This is a genomic window from Rhodospirillum centenum SW, assembly GCF_000016185.1.
In the GTDB taxonomy this organism is placed as follows: Bacteria; Pseudomonadota; Alphaproteobacteria; order Azospirillales; family Azospirillaceae; genus Rhodocista; species Rhodocista centena.
In genome coordinates this window covers 4065522-4088978 of sequence record NC_011420.2, presented here as the reverse complement: position 1 = coordinate 4088978, position 23457 = coordinate 4065522, and the positions used below count along the sequence as shown (strand labels likewise).

Sequence of the window (23457 nt, the reverse complement as noted above, 5' to 3'; positions counted from 1 at the left end):
AGATCAGGAAGCGCCGGCGATCCTGGCCAGCGCCGGGGCCGGACAGCCGGGGCGGAGCGGCACCTCCGCCCCCGGTCCTTTCGCCGCCTGCGGACAGCAGGCCGCCCCGGCCAGGAACAGTCGCACGGCCCGGCGGATGTAGAGGTCTTCCTTCTCCGGATCGATCGCCCGTTGCGGATCGACCAGACGGTCGAGGAACAGCCGGCCCACGATCATGCCCAGGAAGGCCCGGGCTGCCATTGCAGGATCATCGATCCGCAGCAGTCCCTTGGCGCTCAGCACACGCAGATAGTCCGCCACCCGGGCCGCCGTGGTGTCCGGTCCCATGGCCAGGAACGTCTCCGCGATTCCCGGCACCCGCCCGCCCTCGGCGACCAGCACGCGCAGCACCGACAGGGAATCGTCATGCAGCATGGCGCGCAGAAAGCCGCGCGCCATATGCGTCAGCGCATCCTCGGGACGCAGCGAAGGGTTGGCCTCCACGCATTCCAGGTTTGCCAGGAACCGCTCCTGGTGCGCTTCAAGAACAGCCCGGAACAGGCCTTCCTTGTCCCCGAACTGTTCATAGAGCGTCGCCCGGGACCCGCCCGCCAGAGCGATGATATCGCTCAGCGTCGTCTTCTCGAATCCCTTTTCGACGAACAGGCGCGTCGCCGCGTCCAGCAGGGCACGACGGCGTGCCATGCTGCGCGGACCGGCCCCCGGGCCGGCCCGGTGTTCCGCGACCATCAACTCCCCCTCCCCTTGCGGCATTGCCACATAAAGGCTATGTAATCCCCCCAGCGAATGTACTGTACGGGACAGTTCATGTCCATGGGCCACGACGCGACAAAGCGGCAACCCCTGGTCAGCCTGCCCGAACTCGAGACAGAACAGGTTTCCCCATGCCCCGAGTGAACAAGGCGCTGATCTCCGCCGCAGCGGCCGTGACCCTTCTGCTCGCCGCCTGCGGCGAGGCTCCGCAGCAGGCCGGCGGACCGCCCGGCATGGGGCCGCAGGGTCCGGTGGAGGTCGGTGTCGCCACCGTGGAGACGAAGCCCGTCCCGGTGACGACCGAACTTCCCGGCCGCACCAGCGCCTTCCGCGTCGCCGAGGTGCGGCCGCAGGTGAACGGCATCATCCAGAAGCGACTGTTCCAGGAAGGCGGCACGGTCAAGGAGGGCGACCAGCTCTACCAGATCGACCCCGCTCCCTACGAGGCGACGGTCGCCAGCGCCAAGGCCGAGCTGTCCGAGGCCGAGGCCAACCTGAAGGCCCAGCGGGCCAAGGCCAAGCGCTACCGCGAGCTGGTGAAGACCAGCACCGTCAGCCAGCAGGCGCTTGACGATGCCATCGCCGCGGAAGGACAGGGGGAAGCCCGTGTCGCCGCCGCGCGCGCCTCTTTGCAGAAGGCGCAGATCGATCTCGGCTACACGAAGGTCTATGCGCCGATCTCCGGCCGGATCGGCAAGTCCTCGGTCACGGAGGGCGCGCTGGTCACGGCCAATCAGGCCAACCCGCTGGCGACCATCCAGCAGCTCGACCCGATCTATGTCGACATCACCCAGTCCGTCTCGCAGCTCATGCGGCTGCGGCGCGACATCGCCGAAGGGCGCGTGCTCTCCACCAACGGCCGGACCCCGGTGACGCTGGAGGTCGAAGGCGTCGAATACGGCATCCCCGGCGAACTGCAGTTCGCCGACGTGACCGTGGATACCGGCACCAACTCGGTGCTGCTCCGCGCCGTCGTGCCCAACCCCAACCAGGATCTGCTGCCGGGCCTGTTCGTCCGGGCCCGGGTGCTGCAGGGCGCACGGGAGGATGCCATCCTGATTTCGCAGCGGGCGGTGGTGCGCCAGCCGGACGGCAGTGCCATGGTCTGGGTCGTGGGCGATGACGGCACCGTCAACCCGCGCCCGGTCCAGGCGGCACAGGCCATCGGCTCCGACTGGCTGGTCTCCGCCGGGCTGAAGCCGGGCGAGCGGATCGTGATGGAGGGGCTCCAGAAGATCCGTCCCGGCGCCGCGGTGAAGCCGGTTCCCATGACCGCCGCGCAGGTGGCGACCGGCCAGTCCGCCGCGCCGCGCAAGGCGGACTGACACCCGGGCAACAGCCCGACAGCGGCAGGCACATCCGCGCCGGCAGGCGCGCGGCAGACATCTGGGCGGCCCGCGTCGTCTGACGCTCCGGGCCGGCAAAGGACACCCACATGGCCAAGTTCTTCATCGATCGCCCGATCTTCGCCTGGGTCATTGCGATCGTCATCATGCTGGCCGGCGCGCTTGCGATCTTCAGGCTGCCGATCGAGCAGTATCCGACGATCGCGCCACCGGCCGTGACCATCACCGCTTCCTATCCGGGCGCCTCCGCCAGCACGCTGGAAGATACGGTCACCCAGGTGATCGAGCAGAAGCTGACCGGCATCGACTATCTCCGGTACTTCTCCTCGACCAGCGACTCGCAGGGCAATGTCAGCATCACCCTGACCTTCGAGCCCGAGGCCGATCCCGACATCGCCCAGGTGCAGGTGCAGAACAAGCTGCAGCTTGCCATCCCGCAGCTTCCGCAGGAGGTGCAGCAGCGCGGCCTGACGGTCACGAAGTCGGCGCGCGACTTCCTGATGGTGGTGGGCTTCGTCTCCGCCGATGGCTCGATGACGGAGGGCGAGATCTCCGACTACGTGGCCTCGACCATCCAGGACCCGATGAGCCGCGTGCCCGGTGTCGGCACCGTGATCGTCTTCGGCCCCCAGAATGCCATGCGCATCTGGCTGGACCCGGAGCGGATGAACTCCTACGGGATGACGGTCACCGACGTCATCAACGCCGTCGAGGCCGAGAACGCACAGATTTCCGCCGGCCAGCTCGGCGGCGCCCCGTCGGTTCCGGGCCAGCAGCTCAACGCCACCATCGTTGCCCAGACGCGCATGCGCACAGCCGACGAGTTCGCCGGCATCCTGCTGCGCGTCAACGCGGACGGTTCGCAGGTGCGGCTGAGCGACGTGGCGCGGGTCGAACTGGGCCAGGACAGCTACGAGATCAAGGGCCGCTACAACGGCAACCCCGCCTCCGGCCTCGCCATCCGCCTCGCCACGGGAGCCAATGCGCTCGATACGGCCGAGGCGGTGCGTGCCCGCGTGGCCGACCTGCAGCCCTTCTTCCCGCCTGGGCTGGAGGTGATCTATCCGCTGGACACCACTCCCTTCATCAAGCTCTCGATCGAAGGCGTGGTGCATACGCTGCTGGAAGCCATCGCCCTGGTCTTCCTGGTGATGTTCGTCTTCCTCCAGAACTTCCGGGCGACGCTGATCCCGACCATCGCGGTGCCGGTAGTGCTGCTGGGGACCTTCGGCATCCTCTCGGCCTTCGGCTTCACCATCAACGTGCTGACGATGTTCGCCATGGTGCTGGCGATCGGCCTGCTGGTCGATGACGCCATCGTCGTGGTCGAGAATGTCGAGCGCGTGATGGCGGAGGAGAAGCTGCCCCCGCGCGAGGCGACGCGCAAATCCATGGAACAGATCACCGGGGCGCTGATCGGCATCGCGCTGGTGCTGTCGGCCGTGTTCGTTCCGATGGCCTTCTTCGGCGGATCGGCGGGCGTGATCTACCGCCAGTTCTCACTGACCATCGTCTCGGCGATGGGCCTGTCGGTGCTGGTCGCCCTGATCCTGACGCCGGCGCTGTGCGCCACCATCCTGAAGCCCCATGCCGATGGGGGCCACGCCCACACCCGCGGCCCCTTCGGCTGGTTCAACCGGGGCTTCGACCGCAGCCTGCGCGCCTATCAGGGCGGCGTCCGCGGGGCGGTCAACCGGCTGGGCCGGTACGGCATCGCCTATGTCCTGATCCTGATCGGACTGGGGGTGCTGTTCTCCCGCATGCCGACCTCGTTCCTGCCGACGGAGGACCGCGGCCAGCTCTTCGTGCTGTGGACGGCGCCGCCGGGCGCCACCCTGGAACGCACCCTGGAGACGGCGAAGACGGTCGAGAAGCACTTCCTGGAGACGGAGAAGGAGGCGGTCGAGGGCCTGTTCACGGTCAGCGGCTTCAGCTTCGCCGGCCGCGGCCAGAATGCCGGCATGGCCTTCGTCCGCCTGCGCGACTGGGAGCTGCGTGACGCGCCCGCCCTGAAGGCAGAAGCTCTCGCCGGCAGGGCCATGGGCGCCCTGATGCGGGTGAAGGATGCCATGGTCTTCACGATCATGCCCCCGTCCGTCCCCGGTCTGGGTAACGCCACGGGCTTCGACATGCAGCTCGTCGATCGCGCCGGCGTCGGACACGATGCGCTGATGCAGGCCCGGAATCAGCTTCTGGGCATGGCGGCGCAGGACCCCCGTCTGGCCGGGGTCCGTCCGAACGGTCTGGACGATTCCCCGCAGTACCGCGTGGACGTGGACAGGGAGAAGGCGCGCGCCCTGGGCCTGTCGATCGCGGACATCAACCGGACTCTCCAGACGGCCTGGGGATCGAGCTACGTCGATGACTTCATCGACAACGGCCGCGTCAAGCGCGTCTATGTCCAGGCGGACGCTCCCTACAGGATGCTGCCGGGCGACATCGACAACTGGTATGTGCGCAATGCGTCCGGCCAGATGGTCCCCTTCTCGGCCTTCGCCACCGGGCACTGGACCTACGGTTCGCCGCAGCTGGAACGCTACAACGGTGTGCCGTCGGTCAACATCCAGGGCTCGGCGGCGCCGGGGATCAGCTCCGGCGAAGCGATGGCGGCGATGGAGGAACTGGTCGGCAGACTGCCGCCGGGCATCGGCCTGGAATGGACCGGCCTGTCCTATGAAGAGCGGCTGACCGGGGCACAGGCACCGGCGCTGTACGCTCTGTCCACCCTGGTCATCTTCCTGTGCCTCGCCGCGCTCTACGAGAGCTGGTCGGTGCCGGCGGCGGTGATGCTGGTGGTGCCGCTGGGCGTGCTCGGGGCCGTCGTTGCCGCCCTGGGGCGCGGCCTGCCCAGCGACGTCTACTTCCAGGTCGGCCTGCTGACGACGATCGGCCTCGCCTCGAAGAACGCCATCCTGATCGTGGAGTTCGCAAAGTCGCTCTACGAACAGGGGATGGGGCTGATCGAGGCGACGATCGAGGCTGCCCGGCTGCGCCTGCGGCCGATCCTGATGACCTCGCTGGCCTTCATCCTGGGCGTGCTGCCGCTGGCCATCGCCAAGGGAGCCGGTGCGGAGAGCCAGAACGCCATCGGCACCGGCGTGATGGGCGGCATGATCGCGGCCACCGTGCTGGCGATCTACTTCGTGCCGGTCTTCTTCGTCGCGGTGATGAAGGTGACCACCCGCTGGCGCGGTGCCCCCGCACCGCAACAGCAGCCCGGCCCGGCCGAGTGAGCCACGGGCGGACATCACGGGCGGACATCGGGTGACAGGGGACGGCGGCCGGCTACGGCCGCCGTTTCCGTTCCGGCCCCCGGAGGGCCTGTCCGGAACGACCTGTGCGGAAGGAGGGGGGCGGGGACATCCAGGCGCCCGGGACCCGGCGGTTAAGGTCCCGGCAACGGTCCGGGCTGTAGGGAATCTGTAACACTTCCGATTTCCCGCCCCGGACCGCCGATGAACGCCGCTCTGACCAAGGCAACCCTGACGGCCCGCCGCCTCGCCCGGGTCCGCTCTCTTGCCCCGGTCCCCCCGGCCGCCGGATCAGGACCCGGGCCGGAGGCCGCGCCCACCCGGGGCGAGCGCATCCCCCTGCGACAGACGCCGCTGCGCGCCTGGCTGGCGGTGCCCGTGCTGGGCGGCGCCCATGTCTGGTCGGATGTCTTCGTCATCGGCGAATGGCGGGTCCAGCACCATGCGCTGACCGGACAGCACCGTCTGCTGGACCCCGGCCGCGGCAGGGTGCTGACCGGCAGCCGGGCGGACTGTCTGGCTGCGGTCCCGCACGGCCTGCGGGTGCCGGCCCATGTCGTCATCCTGCTGCACGGGCTGGGCTGCGGGCATGATGCCATGGAGCCGCTGGAGACGGCGCTGCGGCGGCACGGCCGCTACGCGGTCAATCTCGGCTATGCCAGCCTGTTCCGGGGCATGGAGGAGAACACCCAGGCCCTGGGAGAAGTGCTGGACGCCCTGGCCGACCACGGCGCCCGTGCTGTTTCCTTCGTCGCCTACAGTCTGGGCGGACTGATCCTGCGCTGTTCGCTGCGGCCCGACGCGGCATGGCGGCGGCGGCTGGACTGCCGCCGCGCGGTGCTGCTGGGCACGCCGAACCAGGGCAGCCAGCTTGCCGCCCGGCTGGTCGCCACCTCCCTGCTGGGAGTCGCCGGCCCCGGCGGGCTGGCCACCCTGCCCCGGCACGCCCGCGTCCTGCCCGTCCCGGACTTCCCCTTTGCCGTGGTCATGGCCGGCCGCGGTGACCGCCGGGGCATCAATCCCTGGCTGGACGGCGACAATGACGGCGTCGTGCGCACCGCCGAGGCCTGGCTGGACGGGGCGGAGGACGGTCTGTTCGTGCTGAGCGACCACTGGACGCTGCAACGGCGCCCGCCGGTGGCCGATGCGGTGCTGCGCTATCTCGACGGCGGCCGCCTCGGCACCGGCTGAAGGCCGGCCGCTCGGCCGGATCAGGCGTGCAGATCGCTCTCGGAGAAGCGGAGCATGTGCTCCGGCGTGGCACGGAGCGGCCCCACGGCGGGACCGTAGATATGATCGACCCCCGCCTTGACGAGGGCGGTCGCCGTCTCCCCGTGCCGGATACCCCCGGCATAGAGGCGCAGGCCGCGCCTGTTCAGGGCGGACAGGAGCCGGAGCACCTCCGGCAGCCGCGCCGGCGTCTGCACCGGCAACGGCAGGTCCATGCCGACCATGGAAAGGCCCCCCGTCACCAGCGGGCCGGGATCGACCTGGCCCAGGTCGAGATGCGCCAGCACGGCCCGGCTGAAAGGCTTCAGCATCCCGACCAGTTCGGCCAGCCGCCCCGCCGGCACGCCGGGACCCAGCCCGTGCAGCCAGAACAGGATGAAGGGCGTCAGGTGGCGCGGTGTCTCCCGGCAGATCTCCATATAGGCGCTGCGTCGCCCCGCCTGCGCCAACGTCTCGACATGCACAGGCACGGAGATCAGGAGCCGGAAACGGTTCTCGAACAGCTCGGCCAGAACGGACCGCGCCTCCATCAGCACCAGCCCGTCCAGCGAGGCGATGGAGTCCGGGCGGTGGTCGGACAGCACATCGTAGCCGACGCCGTGCATCCCGCCCGACCCTTCGCGGACGGCGCGGGCCAGATAGGTGGTCACGGCACCGGCGCGCACGTCCCACACCGGCTCGTAGCGCAGTTCGATGGGCGGCGGGGTGGGAAGCTGCGGCGGTTGCGACACGGGCTGGGCCGTGCGGGCCTCGGCCGGCCCGCAGGGGGCCATGGCGACACCCGCCGCCGGGACCGTCCCGGGGCTGGTTACCGACGTCGGCGGAGCCTCCGCCTGCACGTCCGGCGCCCCCTGGGCACCCGGAGACGTCGCCCCGGCCGCGCCCGAGGGAAGCGGCGCGGGCGCTGACCGGGCTGCGGGGGCCGCCTCGTCCATCATGCTGTGGAGCGGCACCCGTTCGACGGCCAGCGAGCGCGCGTCGATCAGGACCGTCTCGAAGACAAGGCCGGTGAGATCGGGCGTGCCCAGCAGGAGCGCATTCAGCCGGGCGATGAAGCGGGCGCAGCGGGCCTGTGCCTCCGCCTTGTCCAGATGGGCGAAGACGACGATGTAGTGGTCGTCCTCGAAGCGGAACCAGAGATCGTCCGGCCCGGACAGCTCGACCAGCATGTGCTCGGCCAGCATCTGCACGCGGGTGGCAGCGGCCGGCCAGCGCGGCCCGAGATGGGCCTTCAGCACGTCCAGCCCGATCAGGTTGAGACAGGCGGCCGGAGCCTGGGGATGTTCTTCGATGAAATCACGCAACCGCCGCCGCAACGCCGCGGACGTCCAGAGATGCTCGTCCGGATGGCGTTCATCGCCGGCGGCTTCGGTGCCGAGCACATCCTCCAGCCACGCCGTGAAGCGGCGGACGAACGGTGTCAGAACACCATAGGGCATGGGCCGCTCCCCGTTCGGAACCGATGCAGCCCCGGCTCACCTGTAACCTTCCCGGGCGCCACTCGGTAGAAAGTAGCGCGCCGGCAGGCTTCTGTCGCGCCCCGCGGGCGGTCTCCGAAGCAGGGGATCAGGAGTCCGTCGTGTCCTCCTCACCCGGCGGCGGCACCGTCTGGAAGATGGGCTTGCGACCGTTGTAGGTGAAATAGACGCGGCGCTGCGAATTGGAGATGAGAACGCGGTGCGCCAGGAACCAGTCGGCCCCGATCAGCATCTGCGGCAGGTCCTCGACCTGGACGTTCAGGCGGGAGAACCGCGGTTGGTAGCGGCTGTAGCGGTGCATCGGCACGATGCACAGCTTGGGATTGCGGATCGTCTCGTCGCCGATCTGCAGCGTCTCGAAGGTGGCGAGATGGTTCCTGACGATCCTCTTGCCGAGGCCGACCGAGGCGCCGGCCTCCACAACGTCGGGGCTGTCCACCATGACGCCCAGGCGGCGGGCCGCAACGCCGCCTTCCAGACAGAACGCATTTCCACCCCCGTGCCAGGATGAGGACCGGCGGGAACGCCCGCGCGGAACGCTCCCGTTCATCCGAGCATACGCATCAGGGGCACAAAAGCAATCATGGCGCGATTGCATTCAAATGCATGCTACCCTTGGGGCGTACTCCGCGGCACCGACTCCACGCGGCAGTCCGGGTCAGGCACCCTGGGTGGAGACGGTGACGGCCGCCGGCCGGCGCGCCCCGCGCAGGCGAAATCCCGCCAGCAGCAGGCCGGCTGCGATGGCGAGCAGGGTCAGGTTGACGCCGAGCGCGGCGCCGGCCAGGGCGTCGCCGCCGAAGCGCAGCCCATGCACCAGCACGACCAGCAGGACTGCTCCGCCGCTTGCCAGCAGCAGGCGGGACCGGGTGCGCGCCTCGTCATCCCACCATTGCGCCAGCCCGGCCGTCGCCAGCAGGGTTCCCCAGAACAGCACGACGGAGGCGATGCCGGTGCCGAGCGACAGCAGCGCCGTCAGCGCCAGGGCCAGCGGGGCGCCCCAGACGACGCCCGCCCAGACATTGTTCCAGGCATCCCGGCGGCGCCGCTTGACCAGCCAGAGATTGACCCCGGTGACGGAGACGACCGTCAGCGCCAGCCCGAACAGGGCATAGACGATCTTCACCGGCAGACCGCCGAAATGGCCGAAATGCACCCGGTAGACGGAGAACAGGACCTGCTTGCCCGCCTCCCCGTCGGCGAACCCGGCCGGCCCCAGATACGCGCCGGTGGAATCGAAACGGTACTGCTCGGCATAGATCAGCCGGTCGGGATGCTGCGCCCCGACGATCATGTACTGCTGCGGCGTGCCGACATCCTCGACCGTCACGTAGAAGGGCCGGGTGCCCGGGGCGATGGCGGGCATCGCGGCCAGCGCCCGGTCGATGCCCAGCGGCCCCGGCGACTGCTCCAGCGCCGGCTCGGCCCCGAACACGGCCGCCATCGCCTTCTCGGTATCGCCGCCGAAATAGGTCCCCGCGAACAGCGGCAGCAGCAGGGTGGCGACCCCGAAATAGGCCCCGGTGACCGCGATCACCAGATGGAACGGCGCCCCCCAGACGCTGAGCCGGTTGTGCAGGTCGGCCTGTTCGAGCTGGCGTGACCCGCGCAGCCGAAGGGCGAAGGCGTCCTTGAAGATGCGCGGGTGCGCCACGAAACCGGAGACGATCAGACCGCAGAGCATCGCCCCCAACGCACCGACGACGATCAGCCCGAGCGTGGACGGCAGGTGCAGATAGACGTGCAGATGCTCCAGCAGGTGCGTCCACTCGTGGCTGACCCCGCCGGCGATCGTGCCGTCCGGGTTGACGGCCCAGCCCTCGGTGTCCGAAGCGATGAGCAGGCGCGGCATCTCCTCCGTCGGCAGCAGCACGTACATGTGGTGGGTGTCCCCGACGTCCCCCGCCATCACCGTCCCGTAGGCGCGCGCGACCATGGCAGGGTCGTAGCCGGTGAACTCCGGCACGTCGGGCTGCTCCCAGCGCTCGAACTCGTGCACGAAGACGATCAGCGCGCCGGACAGGCAGATCAGGTACATCAGGAACCCGGCCAGCAGACCCAGCCAGGAATGACTGGACAGGGAGCGGCGGACCAGCGCGGGCGAGGGCGCGAAGGGCATGGGAGCCTCCTTGGCCGGAGCGGTCTCGGTCAGACGATGATGGCGACGCCGCCGACCAGGGCGGCGACCACCATCCCCAGCACGGGGCGCAGCGGCCGCGGATCGGCCGTGACCCAGTAGGCGGCACAGCCCCAGACCACCGGCATCAGCAGGGCGGACAGGGCCATGCGGTCCACCACGGTCCAGGGCAGCAGGCGGGTCAGCCCGACGGTGGCGAACGCCGCAGCCGCGGCCGCGACGGGCACCGCCAGGACGAACAGCAGCAGGTGGCGCCGGACGCCCCGGCCCGGCCCGGTCTCCGCAGCCTCGGCGCCGCCGCCAACGGCCGCCTGACGCCGGGGCCGGCGCAGTTCCGCCGCGGCCAGGACACCGGCCCAGCCGGCGCCGGTGACGGCCAGCAGCGCGTAGGCGGTGCCGAACTCCGCGCCCGCGGCCCGGACCCAGGGCAGCAGCGACACCGCCAGCAGCAGCCAGCCCAGAGCGACCAGCCAGCCGGCCCGCGCCGGGCGCCGACGCCAGCACTGGTACAGCAGGCCCACGCCCGCCCCCGCCGCCGCGACGGCGGCCAGCGCCATCGGCACCGCTTCAGGCATCGTCCCTTCTCCCCTTTCCGGCGAGCACCCGCCCCTCAGAAGTCCACCGCGGCGGACAGGATGAAGGTGCGCGGCGTGCCGAGCACCAGATAGTTCGCTCCCGGATAGCCTCCGGCGGAGGCCCAGTAGTCCTTGCCGGTCACGTTCTCGACCCGGCCGCGCAGGGCGACGGCCCGGCCCGCGAGGTCGACCTCGTAGCTGGCGCCCAGGTCGAAGCGGGTCCAGGACGGGATGCTGGTGGTGTTGGCGGCGTCGGCATACTGCGACGCCGTATGGACCATCCGTGCATCCACCGTCAGGCCCGGCAGCACGGGCACGTCCCAGGCGACGTTCACGTTGAGCTGAAGGTCGGGCACGCCGATCGCCGTGTTCCCCTCGTTGACGCCGCTGGCCGTGCGGGTCAGCTCGGCGTCGATCCAGGTCAGCCCGCCCAGCAGGCGCACCCCTTCGACGGGCTCGCCGAAGACGCTCAGTTCCAGGCCGCGGTTGCGCTGCTCGCCCGAGACGGAGAAGACGTTGTCCTCGACGATCGAACTCGGCAGCGTGATGGTGAAGGCGCTGAGCGTGGCGCCGAAGCTCCCGGCATCGTACTTGGCGCCGATCTCGTACTGTTCGGCGGTGTAGGGACTGAAGGCCTCGCCCGCGTTCAGCACCGGGCTGCTGCCGCTGGTGGCCGGGGCGACCTCGCCCGGCCGCAGGCTCTCGGCGTAGTTGCCGTAGAGGGAGATCTGATCCGTCGGCTTGTAGACCAGGGCGACGGTCGGGGTGACCGCATCGTCGTCGTAGCCGGACAGCCGCGCCCCCGTGTTGTAGTCGTAGGTCTTCGTCTCGATGCTCTGGTAGCGGGCGCCCACGGTCAGCAGCACCGTGCCGTCCAGGAACGACAGCATGTCGGCCAGCGCCAGGCTGGTGTTGTCGCTCCTCTCGGTGACGTGCGGGTCGGACAGGTCGCCGCCGACGAAGAAATCGGCCGCCGGGGCCGTCACCGCGACCGGACGGTAGAGATTGCCCGCGAACCCGGCGAAGCTGGAGAAGGCGTAGGCGTTGCGCGACTTCAGCGAGACAGCGGAGCCCGACAGGATCACGCGGTGCCCGACCGGGCCGGTGGCGAAGTCGCCGCGGATGCCGGTATCGGCGGAGTAGACCGTGTCCTCGCGCACATTGTCGAACCGGTAGGCGCTGGTGGTGCCGTCGGCCAGCGCGTCCGGGTTGGCCAGGACGTTGTCCTCCTTGCCGTCGCGCGCGCCGAACGCGGCCCAGGCCGTGATCCGGTCGGTCAGGTCGTATTCCGCCCGGACGGCGCCGAAACGCTGTTCCTCGTCGCTGTAGGTCCAGGGCTGGGCGAAATTGCGGGCGGCGTCGGGGGCCGACGGGATGGCGCCCAGCGGGGTGACGCTGGGCCGCGGCGCGTCGATATGGTGGTCCTGATAGCCGATGTCGGCGGACAGACGCAGCCGCTCGCCCTGGTAGTCGGCGCCGAAGGCGAGCACGCTCAGCTCGCGGTCCTGCCCCTCCACCGAGGTCTCGCCGTCGCGCCGCACGGCGTTCAGCCGGATGCCGGCGGCGTCGCCCTGGCCGAAGCGGCGCGCGACGTCCACGGCGGCATAGCCCTGACCGTCATTCTCGAAGCCCAGGGTGACGCGGTTCAGCGGGTCCTTCGGCGCGCGCTTCGGCACCAGATTGACCGAACCGCCGGCGGCGCTGCCGCCGGGGGCGGCACCGTTGAGGAAGGAATTGGCACCGCGGAAGACCTCGACCCGCTCCAGCAGTTCGGCGGCGACGTACTGGCGCGGCAGGATGCCGTAGACGCCATTGTAGGTCATGTCGTCCGAATAGACCGGGAAGCCGCGGATCACATAGAGTTCCTGGAAGTTCCCGAAGCCGCGGGCGACCCGCACCACGGGGTCGTTCTGGAGCACGTCCGCCACGCTCTTGGCCTGCTGCTGCCCGATCAGCGCCGAGGTGTAGGCCGTGGTGGCGAAGGGCGCGTCCATCATGTCCAGGTTGCCCAGCAGGCCGGCGCGCCCGCCGCGGGCCACCTGGCCGCCGGCATAGGCCCCGGTCAGGCCGACCTGGGAGCCGCTGCCGATGACGATGATCTCCTCGATCTCCTGGTCGCTGGCGGGCGTGGGCGTGGACGTGGGCATGGGCGTGGACTGGGCGAAAGCCGGGGCGGCGAGGCCGATCACCAGGGCCAGGGCTGCGGAACCGGAAAGGACGCGCGTCATCCGAGGGGACTCCAGGGGGATATCGGGGGGGCGTATCGGGGGACGTACCGGGCGCCAGCGCTACGCGTGCGAACGCTTCTAAATTGCATACTTGAGGAGACGGCGCAACGCGCTTCTGACAGCATTGTGCCGATGACCTCCCGATCCCACGCAATCAGTCCGATCTCGTCCGTATGTTTCTTTATCCGGTCCGGACAAAGCGCCATGGATTGGCCGGCTCGTGTCCCCATCCCTCCATCGGCCATCCCTCCATCGGGATAGATGGGACCCGAATCCGGTGAAACTAATTCGCTCCCTGAACCGACACGGATCGGCCGCACCGCGGTCGACGGCGGCGGAACGACGGGGGACGCCAGTGCGCGACAATGGGCCGATCACGGGTCGGGAAGTGGAACTGCGCGACGACGAACTGCTGGTGTCGCGCACCGACACCGGAGGCCGGATCGTCTTCGTGAACCGGGCGTTCATCGAGATCAGCGGCTTCTCCCGGGAGGAGCTTGTCGGCGCGCCGCACAACCTCGTCCGCCATCCGCACATGCCGAAGGAGGCGTTCGCGGACCTCTGGGCCACGGTCAAGGCAGGCCGCCCCTGGGAGGGGCTGGTCAAGAACCGCTGCAAGAACGGCGACCATTACTGGGTCCGCGCCAACGTCACCCCGCAGGTGGAGAACGGGCGCGTCGTCGGCTATGTCTCCATCCGCTCCCGGCCGACCCGGGCGGAGATCGCCGCGGCCGAGGAAGCCTATGCCCGCTTCCGTGAAAACCGCGCCGCCGGCGAGCGCATCCGGGAAGGCGCCGTCATCGCCGCGGGGCCGGGCGCGAGGGTGAGACGCTTCATCCGCAGCATCACCGGGCGCCTGACCGCGATGATCGCCATCGGCATGGTGGCCGGCGGCGTCGGCGCCTGGTCCGGTCTGTCCGGCATGGCGGACAGCAACGAACGCCTGCACACCGTCTTTCAGGAGAACATGCGTCCCGCGCTGAACCTGGGCGCCGCCCTGGACCTGATGCGCGCCAACCAGGAGGCGGTCACCGCCATCGCGCTGGCGCTGCGCACGGGCGCCGCGCCGGAAGTGATCGCCGGACAGGTGGCGCAGGTCCGGAGCACTTCCGAGGCGATCAATGCTGAACTGACAGAGTTCAAGCAGCACGATCCGGGGACGGCGGAAGCGGCCAGACGCTTCGTCGAACGGCGGGCGCTGTACCGGCAGGAAGGGCTGTCGCCCGCCCTGGAGAAAGCCCTGCACGGCGACGCCGACGGTGTGAAGAGACTGCTGGACACCAAGATCAGACCCCTGTTCGAGGCGGCGGTCCAGGATGGACGTGACCTGCAGGCGGAGATGGCGCAGGCCGCGCACGCAGCGTTCGATGACGCCACGGCCGCCTTCCGCAGCCGTCTCTGGGAGACCGTGGCAGTCGTCGGCCTGCTGGCCGCGCTGATGGTGGGGCTGGGCGCCATGGTCCTGCGCTCGATCCGACGGCCGCTGACCCGGGCCGAGGTCGATTTCGACGCCCTGGCCCGCGGCGACTTCGCCCACGCGATCCCGACATCGCCGGTGGCGGAATTCACCCGTCTGAGCGCCCAGATGCGCAGTCTGCGGGCCAGACTGGCCTATGGCCAGCAGGAGCAGGCCGAGCAACGCCAGGAAGCCGAAGAAGCCCGGCGCTCCGCCCTGCTGCGCATGGCCGATACGGTCGAGCGGGAGGCCGGCAGCGCGGTCGCCACGGTGTCCGAGCGGACGCGCCGGATGACCAGCCGCGTGGATGGCATCGCCGAGGCCGCCGGCCGGGTCACGGAAAGTTCCGGCAGCGTGTCCGCCGCCGCGTCCGAGGCCCTGACCAGTGCCAACACCGTCGCCGCGGCGACGGAGGAGCTGTCCGCCTCCATCCGCGAGATCACGGCCCAGATCGGCCAGGCCACCAGCGTCACGCGGGAGGCGGTGAAAGCCGGAACCGACACGCAGCAGACCATCGCCGCCCTGTCCGATGCGGTCAGCCGCATCGGCGAGTTCGCCACCATCATCAACGACATCGCCGGCCAGACGAACCTGCTGGCGCTGAACGCGACCATCGAGGCCGCCCGCGCCGGGGAGGCCGGCAAGGGCTTCGCCGTCGTGGCGCACGAGGTCAAGTCGCTGGCCAACCAGACCTCACGTTCCACGGAGGACATCCAGCACCAGATCGCCGGCATCCAGGCCGCGACCCGGCTGGCCGTCGAGTCCGTCGGCCGCATCTCCCGGCGGATCGAGGAGGTGGACAGCATCTCCACCGCCATCGCCGCGGCGATCGAGGAACAGGCGGCGGCGACGGGGGAGATCGCGCGCAGCGTGGCCGAGGCGGCCGAGGCCGCCCGCAATGTCTCCACCCGGATCGCGGACGTGTCGGACGAGGCATCCGCCACCGGCAGCGATGCCGCGCGGGTGCGCGACGAAGCATCCGAGGTGGCGACCAGTGTCGAGGACCTGCGTCAGGTGATCGTGCGGGTGGTGCGCTCTGCAACGGCCGACCGGGACGGGGCGACCCGGGCTGCCTGAACAGGATTTCCGGGGCGCTCGGCGGCCCTGCTCCGTCGGGGAGCGCGCACGCCCAGACTGCGGAGACCGGCAGAGAGCGGATGAATGCACACAAATCGGTGCATCCATCCGACCTACGATTGATCTGGATCAAGAGCGGAAGTCGTGAGCCGACTTAATAATACCCCTACCGCAAGAGTAGATTAAGGTTAAAATTTTATTAACCAGTCCTTTGTCCATGCCGTCGGACAAAGGGCGGGTTTCGCCGTCATGCCTCCCCCAAGGAACGGGCCTGACACCGGGTCCGGGAAATGCGCGTCCCGATGCTCCCTGGCCATCCACCTCTCTGCCCCGATCCGTCCCCGAGCGCCCCCCGATGACGACCTGACCCGCCCGCTCTCCAGCGCCGCGCGGGCGCCGTCGCGTGCCCGCCGATCGACACACTGCCCCCCCTGCCCTGCCCCCCGCCACGCCTCTCTCCCGGAGTTCCCGCATGCGCGACAACGGTCCCGTCACCGGCAAGGAAGTGCCCATGCCCGAGGGTGCCTTCATCGTGTCGAGGACGGATCTCAAAGGTCGGATCACCTTCGTGAACCAGACCTTCGTGGAGATGTCCGGCTACACCGAGAAGGAGCTGCTCGGCGCCCCGCACAACATCCTGCGCCATCCCGACATGCCCAAGGTCGCCTTCGCCGATCTCTGGGCGACGATCCAGTCGGGCAAGCCGTGGGAGGGCGTGGTCAAGAACCGGCGCAAGAACGGCGACCATTACTGGGTCCGCGCCAATGTCACGCCCGAGGTCGAGGGCGGCCGGCTGGTGGGCTACATCTCCATCCGGCAGGCGCCGACCCGGGCCCAGATCGACGCCTGCGAGGCGCTCTACGCCGACATCCGCACCGGCCGCGCCAAGGGCATCATGCTGAAGGAGGGCGAGGTCCGGCCCACCACGCCGGCGGGCCGGGCCGGGCGGATGCTGCGGAGCATCAGCGGCCGCGCCATGATCGGCTTCGCCGCCTACGCCATCCTGCTGTTGGCCGCCATGGCCTGGAGCGGCGAACCCGAGGTCATCGGGCTGCTGGCGGCAGCCCTGGCGGCGGGGGCCGGCGGCATCTTCGGTGTGCTCACGCTTACCAAGCGGGAACTGGGCCGCGCCCAGGCGCACCTGGAGGCGACGGCGCGCAGCGACTTCCGCCATGACGTCGAAATCCCCACCTGCCCCGATTTCATCCCCCTGGCCGGCCAGATCCGCGCCCTGCGCGCGCGGCTGGCCTACACCCATCTGGAACGGGTCGAGCTGGAGACCCGGGCGGCACGGGATCGCGAGCAGGCGTTGCGCCGCATGGCCGAGACGGTGGAGCGGGAATCCATCGAGGCGGTGAAGACCGTCGCCTCCGACACCGATGCCATGGCGAGCGACGCCACCGGCATGTCCAGCGCCGCCGACCGGGTCAGCCATGACGCCAGCGGCGTGGCCGCCGCGGCGGAGGAGGCGCTGGCGAATGCCAGCGCGGTCGCCGTCGCCACGGAGCAGCTCGGCGCGGCCATCCAGGAGATCGCCCGGCAGGTCGCCAGCGCCGGTGCGGTCACCGAAACGGCCGTGGGTGAGACACAGGCGGCGGCCGATGTCATTGACGGGCTGTCGCAGGACATCGAGCGGATCGGCACCATCGCCCAGTTGATCCGCGACATCGCCCAGCAGACGAACCTGCTGGCGCTGAACGCCACGATCGAGGCGGCCCGCGCCGGGGAAGCGGGCAAGGGCTTCGCCGTCGTCGCCGGGGAGGTGAAGAACCTCGCCACCCAGACCGCCCGCTCCACCGAGGAGATCACGGCCAGCCTCGCCGCCATCCAGCAGCGCAGCACCGACGCCGTGGCGGCCGTCCACCAGATGACGACCAGCGTGTCGCAGATCCACGAGATCTCCGGCGCCATCGCCCTGGCGGTGGAGGAGCAGCGCAAGGCCACACAGGAGATCAGCGACAGCGTGGGCGAGACGAGCAACGCCGCCCGCGAGGTCGCGCGGCTCATCAGCGCCGTCGCCAGCACGGCACGCGAGACCGGCAGCCAGGCGGCCCGGGTCCATGCCAAGACCACGGATGTGGCGGACAGCGTCAACGCCCTGCGCCAGAAGATCGTCACCATCGTCCGCGAGGCGACGGACGAGGTCGGGCAGCGTCGCAGCGCCTGACCGCTCCCCTTCCGGCCAGTCCCGTCCGGCTACCCCCTCCGACGCTCCCGCTCCGGCACGGGCCGGGAACCTTCGGCGATCCTGCGCATTGACCAGCGCGCGGCCTTTCCCCGGGCCGCGTGAGCGCCGGCGTGCAGCCGCCGCGCGGTCCGGTCGCGGACCGTTCCCGCCCAGCCCCCGTACCGCCGGTCGTGCAGCGACGACGAGAGCGTCCGGCACCGGAGCCGAAGCCGATGGTCCTCTCCCTCGTCCTGCTCGTCCTGATCGGACTTCCCCTGGCCGCCGGCGGTGTCTGGCTGATTTCGCTCGGCGGAAGCTGGTACTACCTGCTCGCCGGCCTGGGATTCCTCCTGACCGCGGCCCTGCTGCCGCGGTCCGGGACCCTCGCACGGCTGCTGTTCGCCGCCGTCCTGGTCGGCACGCTCGCCTGGGCCGTGACGGAAGCCGGCCTCGACTGGTGGCCCCTGGGCACCCGCGGCGGGCTGGTCATCCTGGCCGCCGTCTGGCTGCTGACGCCCTGGGCCACGCGGGAGGCTTCCGGCTGGGGCCTCGGCCGGATCGCGCTGGGACTGGCCGTGCTGGCCTGCGTGGCAACGGCCGGGCTGGCCCTGACGCGGGACGAGCACCGCACCGCCGGGCAGCTCGCCCCCGCACGGACGGCACAGGCGGCGGCCGATCCCGCCCTGAGCGACGACAGCGTGCCGCCCGGCGAATGGCACCATTACGGCCGGACGCTGAAGGGACAGCGTTATTCGCCGCTGGACCAGATCACGCCCCGCAATGTCGACCGCTTGCAGGTGGCCTGGACCTACCGCACCGGCGACGTGATGCGGCCGGAGGACGTGACGGAGACGACCTATCAGGTCACGCCGCTGATGGTGGACGGTCTGCTCTATCTCTGCACGCCGCACAACCTCGCCATCGCCGTGGACGCGGCGACCGGGGAGGAGCGGTGGCGCTTCAACCCGATGGTGGGGCTGGAGGAGAACCGGCAGCACCAGACCTGCCGCGGCGTCTCCTACCATGCCGACCCGGAACTCGCAGGGCAGAGCTGCGCCGCGCGGATCTTCCTGCCGACCTCCGATGCCCGGCTGATCGCCCTGGATGCCGCCACCGGCGCCGTCTGCACCGGCTTCGGCGAGAACGGCGCGGTCGATCTCTGGGCGCACATGCCGAACCAGAAGGCCGGCTTCTACTATTCCACCTCGCCGCCCGTGGTGGCGCGCGGGCTGGTCATCATCGGCGGCGCCGTGAACGACAACTATGCCGTCCAGGCGCCCTCGGGCGTCATCCGGGCCTACGACGTGGACACGGGCGATCTGGTCTGGAACTGGGATTCCGGCAATCCGGACCGCACCGAGCCGCTGCCGCCGGGAGAGACCTACACGCCGAACTCGCCCAACACCTGGTCGGTGATGAGCGCCGATCCGGACCTGGGGATGCTCTACGTCCCCCTGGGCAACCGGACACCGGACCAGCTCGGCATGGGCCGCAGCCCGGCGGTCGAGCGGTTCTCCTCCTCCGTCACGGCGCTGGACCTTGAGACGGGGCAGGTGCGCTGGGTCTTCCAGACGGTCCATCACGATCTCTGGGACATGGACGTGCCGGCACAGCCGCTGCTGCTCGATCTCGACATGCCCGGCGGCCGCGTCCCGGCCATCGTCGCGCCGACCAAGCAGGGCGACGTCTACGTGCTGGACCGCCGCACCGGCGAGCCGATCCTGCCGGTGCGGGAGGTCCCCGCCCCCGGCGGCACGATCCCGGAGGATTTCAGCGCCCCCACCCAGCCCGTCTCCGCGCTGGCCTTCACGCCCCGGCCCCTGCAGGAAGCGGACATGTGGGGCGTCAGCCTGCTCGACCAGCTCGCCTGCCGGATCAAGTTCCGGTCGCTGCGCTACGAGGGGCGCTACACCCCGCCCTCCACGCAGGGGACCCTGGTCTACCCGGGCAATTTCGGTGTGTTCAACTGGGGCTCCATCGCCGTGGACCCGGTGCGGCAGGTGATGGTCGGCATGCCCACCCATCTGGCCTTCACCTCGCAGCTCATCCCGGCCGACCGGATCGGCCCCGAGCAGGAGGTGAACACCGGCGAGGCCGGGCTGAACCTGAATGTCGGCGGCCCCTACGGTGTCATCATGCAGCCCTTCCTGTCGCCCCTGGGCCTGCCCTGCCAGCAGCCACCCTGGGGCTACGTGGCCGGCGCGGACCTGCGCACCGGCGGGATCGCCTGGATGCACAGGAACGGCACCATCCAGGACGCGGCCCCGGTTCCCGTGCCGATCCGGATCGGCGTGCCCGGTCTGGGCGGTCCGGTCATCACGGCGGGCGGCGTGGTCTTCCTGAGCGCGACCATCGACAACTACCTGCGCACCTATGATCTGACGACGGGCCGGCAGATCTGGGAACACCGGCTGCCGGCCGGCGGGCAGGCCACGCCCATGACCTACATGGTCGATGGCCGGCAGTACGTGGTGCAGGTGGCCGGCGGCCACGGCTCCATCGGCACCGACACGGGCGACTTCGTCGTGGCCTTCGCCCTGCCGCGCTGACGGTAGACGCCGACAGCAGGCTCCGAGGGGGGGGGGCGTCCGGACCGGGCGCACCGTCCTATTCCGCCGCCTCCCGCCGCCGGTCTCCGGCGGGGCTGCGCCGGCGACGGACGCGCAGCGCCAGCCGCTCGATCAGCACGAACAGCAGCGGCACGAAGATGATGCCCACCAGCGTCGCCGCCAGCATGCCGCTGAAGACGGTGATGCCGATGGACTGGCGGCTGGCGGCCCCCGCCCCGGAGGCGACCAGCAGCGGCACGACGCCGAGGATGAAGGAGAAGGCGGTCATCAGCACGGCCCGGAACCGCGTGCGTGCGCCATCCACCGCCGCGTCGATCACCGACATGCCGTGCTCCAGGCGGGTGCGGCTGAACTCCACGATCAGGATGGCGTTCTTCGCCGCCAGCCCGACCAGCAGGACAAGGCCGATCTGGGCATAGACGTCCAGCGGCGACGCCGTGAGCAGCAGCCCGCCCAGTGCTCCCAGGAGGGCCACGGAGACGGAGAGCACCACCGCCAGAGGCAGGGTCCAGCTCTCGAACTGCGCCACCAGGAACAGGAAGGCGAACAGCAGCGCAAGACCGAAGACCAGCGCCGCAGCCCCGCCCGCGCGGGCCTCCTGGAAGGACAGGTCCGACCATTCGTAGCCGAAGCCGTCGGGCAGCGTTTCCGCCAGCACCCCCTCCATGGCTGCCAGCGCTTCGCCCGAGGTGCGGCCGGCCGCCGCCTCACCGTTCACCGTGGCCGCCAGGAACTGGTTGTAGCGGCCGATGGAATCGGGAGCGAGGGCGGTATCCACGCTGACCAGACTGGAAAGCGGCACCAGCTCCCCGCTCCGGGCCCGGACATGCAGCCGCTGGATCACGCTGGCCGTGTCGCGGTACTGCGGCGCGTCCTGGACCCGGACCTGGAAGACCCGGCCGTACAGGTTGAAGTCGTTCACGTAGGCCGAGCCGAGATGCGCCTGGAGGGTCCCGAACACCTCGGCCGGGGTGACGCCCAGCGTCGCCGCGCGGGTGCGGTCCAGGTCCACGAAAAGATGCGGCACGTCCGCTGAATAGGTGGAGAAGACCGCCTGCAATGCCGGGTTCTGGTTGGCCGCGACCAGCAGGCCGCGCAGCACCGACGCCAGCTCCTGCGGCGACTGCCCCGACAGCGCCTGGAGGCGCAGGTCGAAACCGCCGGTGGCCCCCAGCCCGGGGATCGAGGGCGGGTTGAAGGCGACGATGTTCGCCTCCGGCATGGCGTAGAAGCGGGGCGTGAGCGCCCCGATCAGGGCCTGCACGCTCTCCTCCTCCGACCGGTCGGCCCAGGGCTCCAGCACGACGATGGCGAGCCCGGCGTTGGAGCCGCCGCCGCCCAGAAGGCTGAACCCGGAAACGGTGATGACGTCCGCGACGCCCGGCGTCTCCTGCACCATGGACGCCACCCGGTCCACCACCTCCTCCGTCCGGTTGAGGGCGGCGGCGCTCGGGAGCTGGATGTTGACGAAGAAGTAACCGGCATCCTCCGCCGGCAGGAAGGCGGTCGGCACCGCGCGCAGCGAGACCCAGCCGCCGGCGATCACCAGCGCCAGTGCCCCCGTCACCACGATGAGATGCCGGCCCAGCCGCCCGACCAGGGCACCGTAGCCCGCCCGGGTCCGGTCCAGCACCCGGTTGAACAGTCCCAGCGGCCCGCGCCGCCGGGGCTGGTGGCCCGGCTTCAGGATCAGGGCGCAGAGGGCGGGGCTGAGCGTCAGGGAGACGAGACCGGAGATCAGGAAGGCGACCGTGATCGTCACGGCGAACTGGCGGTAGAGCTGGCCTGTGATGCCGGGCAGGAAGGCGACGGGCACGAAGACCGCCGCCAGCACGAGGGTGGAGGCGACGATCGGACCCGTCACCTCCCCCATCGCCCGGATGGCGGCGGTTCCGGGGGCCAGGTCGGGCGCATCCCCCATGACGCGGTGGACGTTCTCCACCACAACGATGGCATCGTCCACGACCAGCCCGATGGCAAGCACCAGCGCGAAGAGGGTGACGGTGTTGGCGCTGTAGCCCAGGACCAGCAGCACGGCAAAGGTGGCGACCAGCGACACCGGGATCGCCAGCGTCGGGATCAGGGTCGAGCGGAAATCCTGAAGGAAGAGGAAGGTCACCCCGACCACCAGCACGAAGGTGATCGCCAGGGTGAGCGCGATCTCCTCGATGGTGGCGGAGACGAAGCGGGTGGTGTCGAACACCACCGCGTAGTCGAGACCGGGCGGGAACTGACCGGCCAGCCGCTCGATCTCCGCCCGCACGGAGTCCGCGACCTCCAGCGCGTTCGCGTCGGGCGACTGGTAGACGACCAGCGTGGCGGAGGGCTGGCCGTTCAGCCGGGCGCTGGCCGTGTAGGTCTGCGCCCCCAGTTCCACATCGGCCACGTCGCCCAGCCGGACCAGGGCACCGGCTTCGCCGACCCGCACGACGACCTGACGGAACTCCTGCGCATCCTCCAGCCGGCCCTCGGCGATGACGGTGAGCTGCTGGCGCTGGTCGGTGCCGATCGGCGGGGCGCCGATCTGGCCGGCCGGCGCCTGCACGTTCTGCGCCTCCAGCGCCGAGATGATGTCCCCGGCCGTGACGCCCAGCGACGTCATCCGGTCCGGATACATCCAGATCCGCATGCTGTAGGTCAGCGCCCCCAGCACCTGCGCCTCGCCCACCCCCTCGATGCGGGCGACGCGATCGCGCAGGTTCAGGCTGGCATAGTTGCTGATGAAGAGGGAATCCAGCCGCTCGTCCGTGGCGAACAGGTTCACGGCCAGCAGCATGTTCGTGGACTGCTTGCGGACCGCCACCCCCTGACGCGCCACGGCCGAGGGCAGCAGGGCCGTGGCGAGCTGCACCCGGTTCTGTACGTTGATGGCCGCAAGGTCGGGGTCGGTGCCGACCTCGAAGGTCACCGTCAGGGAGTAACTGCCGGCATCGGTGCTGGTGGAGGACATGTAGAGCATGTCGTCCACCCCGTTCACCTGGGCCTCGATGGGGGCCGCCACCGTTTCCGCCACCACCTGGGCGTTGGCGCCGGGATAGGTCGCGCTGACCTGCACGGCGGGCGGGGTGATCGGCGGGAACTGCGCGACGGGGATGGCGCGCAGGGCCAGCAGCCCCGCCACCAGCAGGACCAGCGACAGCACGATGGCCAGGTTCGGCCGGCGGACGAAGATGTGCGAGATCATGCCGG

The 23457-nt window shown here is 70.3% G+C and carries 13 protein-coding genes; 6 read left to right on the top strand and 7 right to left on the bottom strand.

All coding sequences use genetic code 11. From position 1 onward, the window contains the following. Positions 1-3 precede the first annotated feature (3 nt). Positions 4-684, bottom strand: a complete 681-nt coding sequence (locus tag RC1_RS18645) for a TetR/AcrR family transcriptional regulator (RefSeq protein ID WP_234703798.1) — start codon at positions 682-684, stop codon at positions 4-6. A gap of 200 nt (positions 685-884) precedes the next feature. Here RC1_RS18645 and RC1_RS18640 point away from each other — a divergent pair, with 200 nt between their 5' ends. The 3 genes from RC1_RS18640 to RC1_RS18630 all read left to right on the top strand — a co-directional run bounded on the left by RC1_RS18640 (position 885) and on the right by RC1_RS18630 (position 6541). Next, positions 885-2078, top strand: coding sequence for an efflux RND transporter periplasmic adaptor subunit (locus RC1_RS18640; protein ID WP_012569015.1), 1194 nt, complete (start codon positions 885-887; stop codon positions 2076-2078). A gap of 110 nt (positions 2079-2188) precedes the next feature. Further along, positions 2189-5332 carry an efflux RND transporter permease subunit gene (locus RC1_RS18635; protein ID WP_012569014.1) on the top strand — a complete coding sequence of 1048 codons (3144 nt, stop codon included), beginning with the start codon at positions 2189-2191 and terminating at the stop codon, positions 5330-5332. 222 nt (positions 5333-5554) lie between these two features. Next, positions 5555-6541, top strand: coding sequence for an alpha/beta hydrolase (locus RC1_RS18630; protein ID WP_012569013.1), 987 nt, complete (start codon positions 5555-5557; stop codon positions 6539-6541). A 20-nt stretch (positions 6542-6561) separates the two neighbouring features. Here the strand turns inward: RC1_RS18630 and RC1_RS18625 are convergent, their stop codons facing one another. The 5 genes from RC1_RS18625 to RC1_RS18605 form a co-directional block, all read right to left on the bottom strand. Further along, on the bottom strand, positions 6562-8019 hold the full coding sequence (locus tag RC1_RS18625; RefSeq protein ID WP_012569012.1) for a hypothetical protein: 1458 nt from the start codon (positions 8017-8019) through the stop codon (positions 6562-6564). A gap of 127 nt (positions 8020-8146) precedes the next feature. Next, a complete protein-coding gene (locus RC1_RS18620; protein ID WP_012569011.1) occupies positions 8147-8500 on the bottom strand; it encodes a hypothetical protein in 354 nt (117 codons plus the stop codon). 216 nt (positions 8501-8716) lie between these two features. Further along, positions 8717-10177, bottom strand: a complete 1461-nt coding sequence (locus RC1_RS18615) for a PepSY-associated TM helix domain-containing protein (RefSeq protein WP_012569010.1) — start codon at positions 10175-10177, stop codon at positions 8717-8719. A gap of 29 nt (positions 10178-10206) precedes the next feature. Beyond that, complete coding sequence (locus RC1_RS18610) at positions 10207-10770, bottom strand: hypothetical protein (RefSeq protein ID WP_012569009.1); 564 nt, start codon at positions 10768-10770, stop codon at positions 10207-10209. 35 nt (positions 10771-10805) lie between these two features. Then, entirely contained in the window at positions 10806-12998 is a 2193-nt protein-coding gene (locus tag RC1_RS18605) for a TonB-dependent receptor (RefSeq protein ID WP_012569008.1), read from the bottom strand. 355 nt (positions 12999-13353) lie between these two features. Here RC1_RS18605 and RC1_RS18600 point away from each other — a divergent pair, with 355 nt between their 5' ends. The 3 genes from RC1_RS18600 to RC1_RS18590 all read left to right on the top strand — a co-directional run bounded on the left by RC1_RS18600 (position 13354) and on the right by RC1_RS18590 (position 20247). Continuing rightward, a complete protein-coding gene (locus RC1_RS18600; protein WP_012569006.1) occupies positions 13354-15531 on the top strand; it encodes a methyl-accepting chemotaxis protein in 2178 nt (725 codons plus the stop codon). Positions 15532-16003: 472 nt separating this feature from the next. Continuing rightward, the gene (locus tag RC1_RS18595) at positions 16004-17698 is read left to right on the top strand and encodes a methyl-accepting chemotaxis protein (RefSeq protein WP_012569004.1); all 1695 of its coding nucleotides are present in this window, start codon (positions 16004-16006) and stop codon (positions 17696-17698) included. 233 nt (positions 17699-17931) lie between these two features. Then, positions 17932-20247 (top strand): glucose/quinate/shikimate family membrane-bound PQQ-dependent dehydrogenase, encoded by a 2316-nt coding sequence (locus RC1_RS18590; RefSeq protein ID WP_012569003.1) that lies wholly within the window; start codon positions 17932-17934, stop codon positions 20245-20247. A gap of 58 nt (positions 20248-20305) precedes the next feature. Here the strand turns inward: RC1_RS18590 and RC1_RS18585 are convergent, their stop codons facing one another. Beyond that, entirely contained in the window at positions 20306-23452 is a 3147-nt protein-coding gene (locus RC1_RS18585) for an efflux RND transporter permease subunit (protein ID WP_012569002.1), read from the bottom strand. Positions 23453-23457 lie beyond the last annotated feature (5 nt).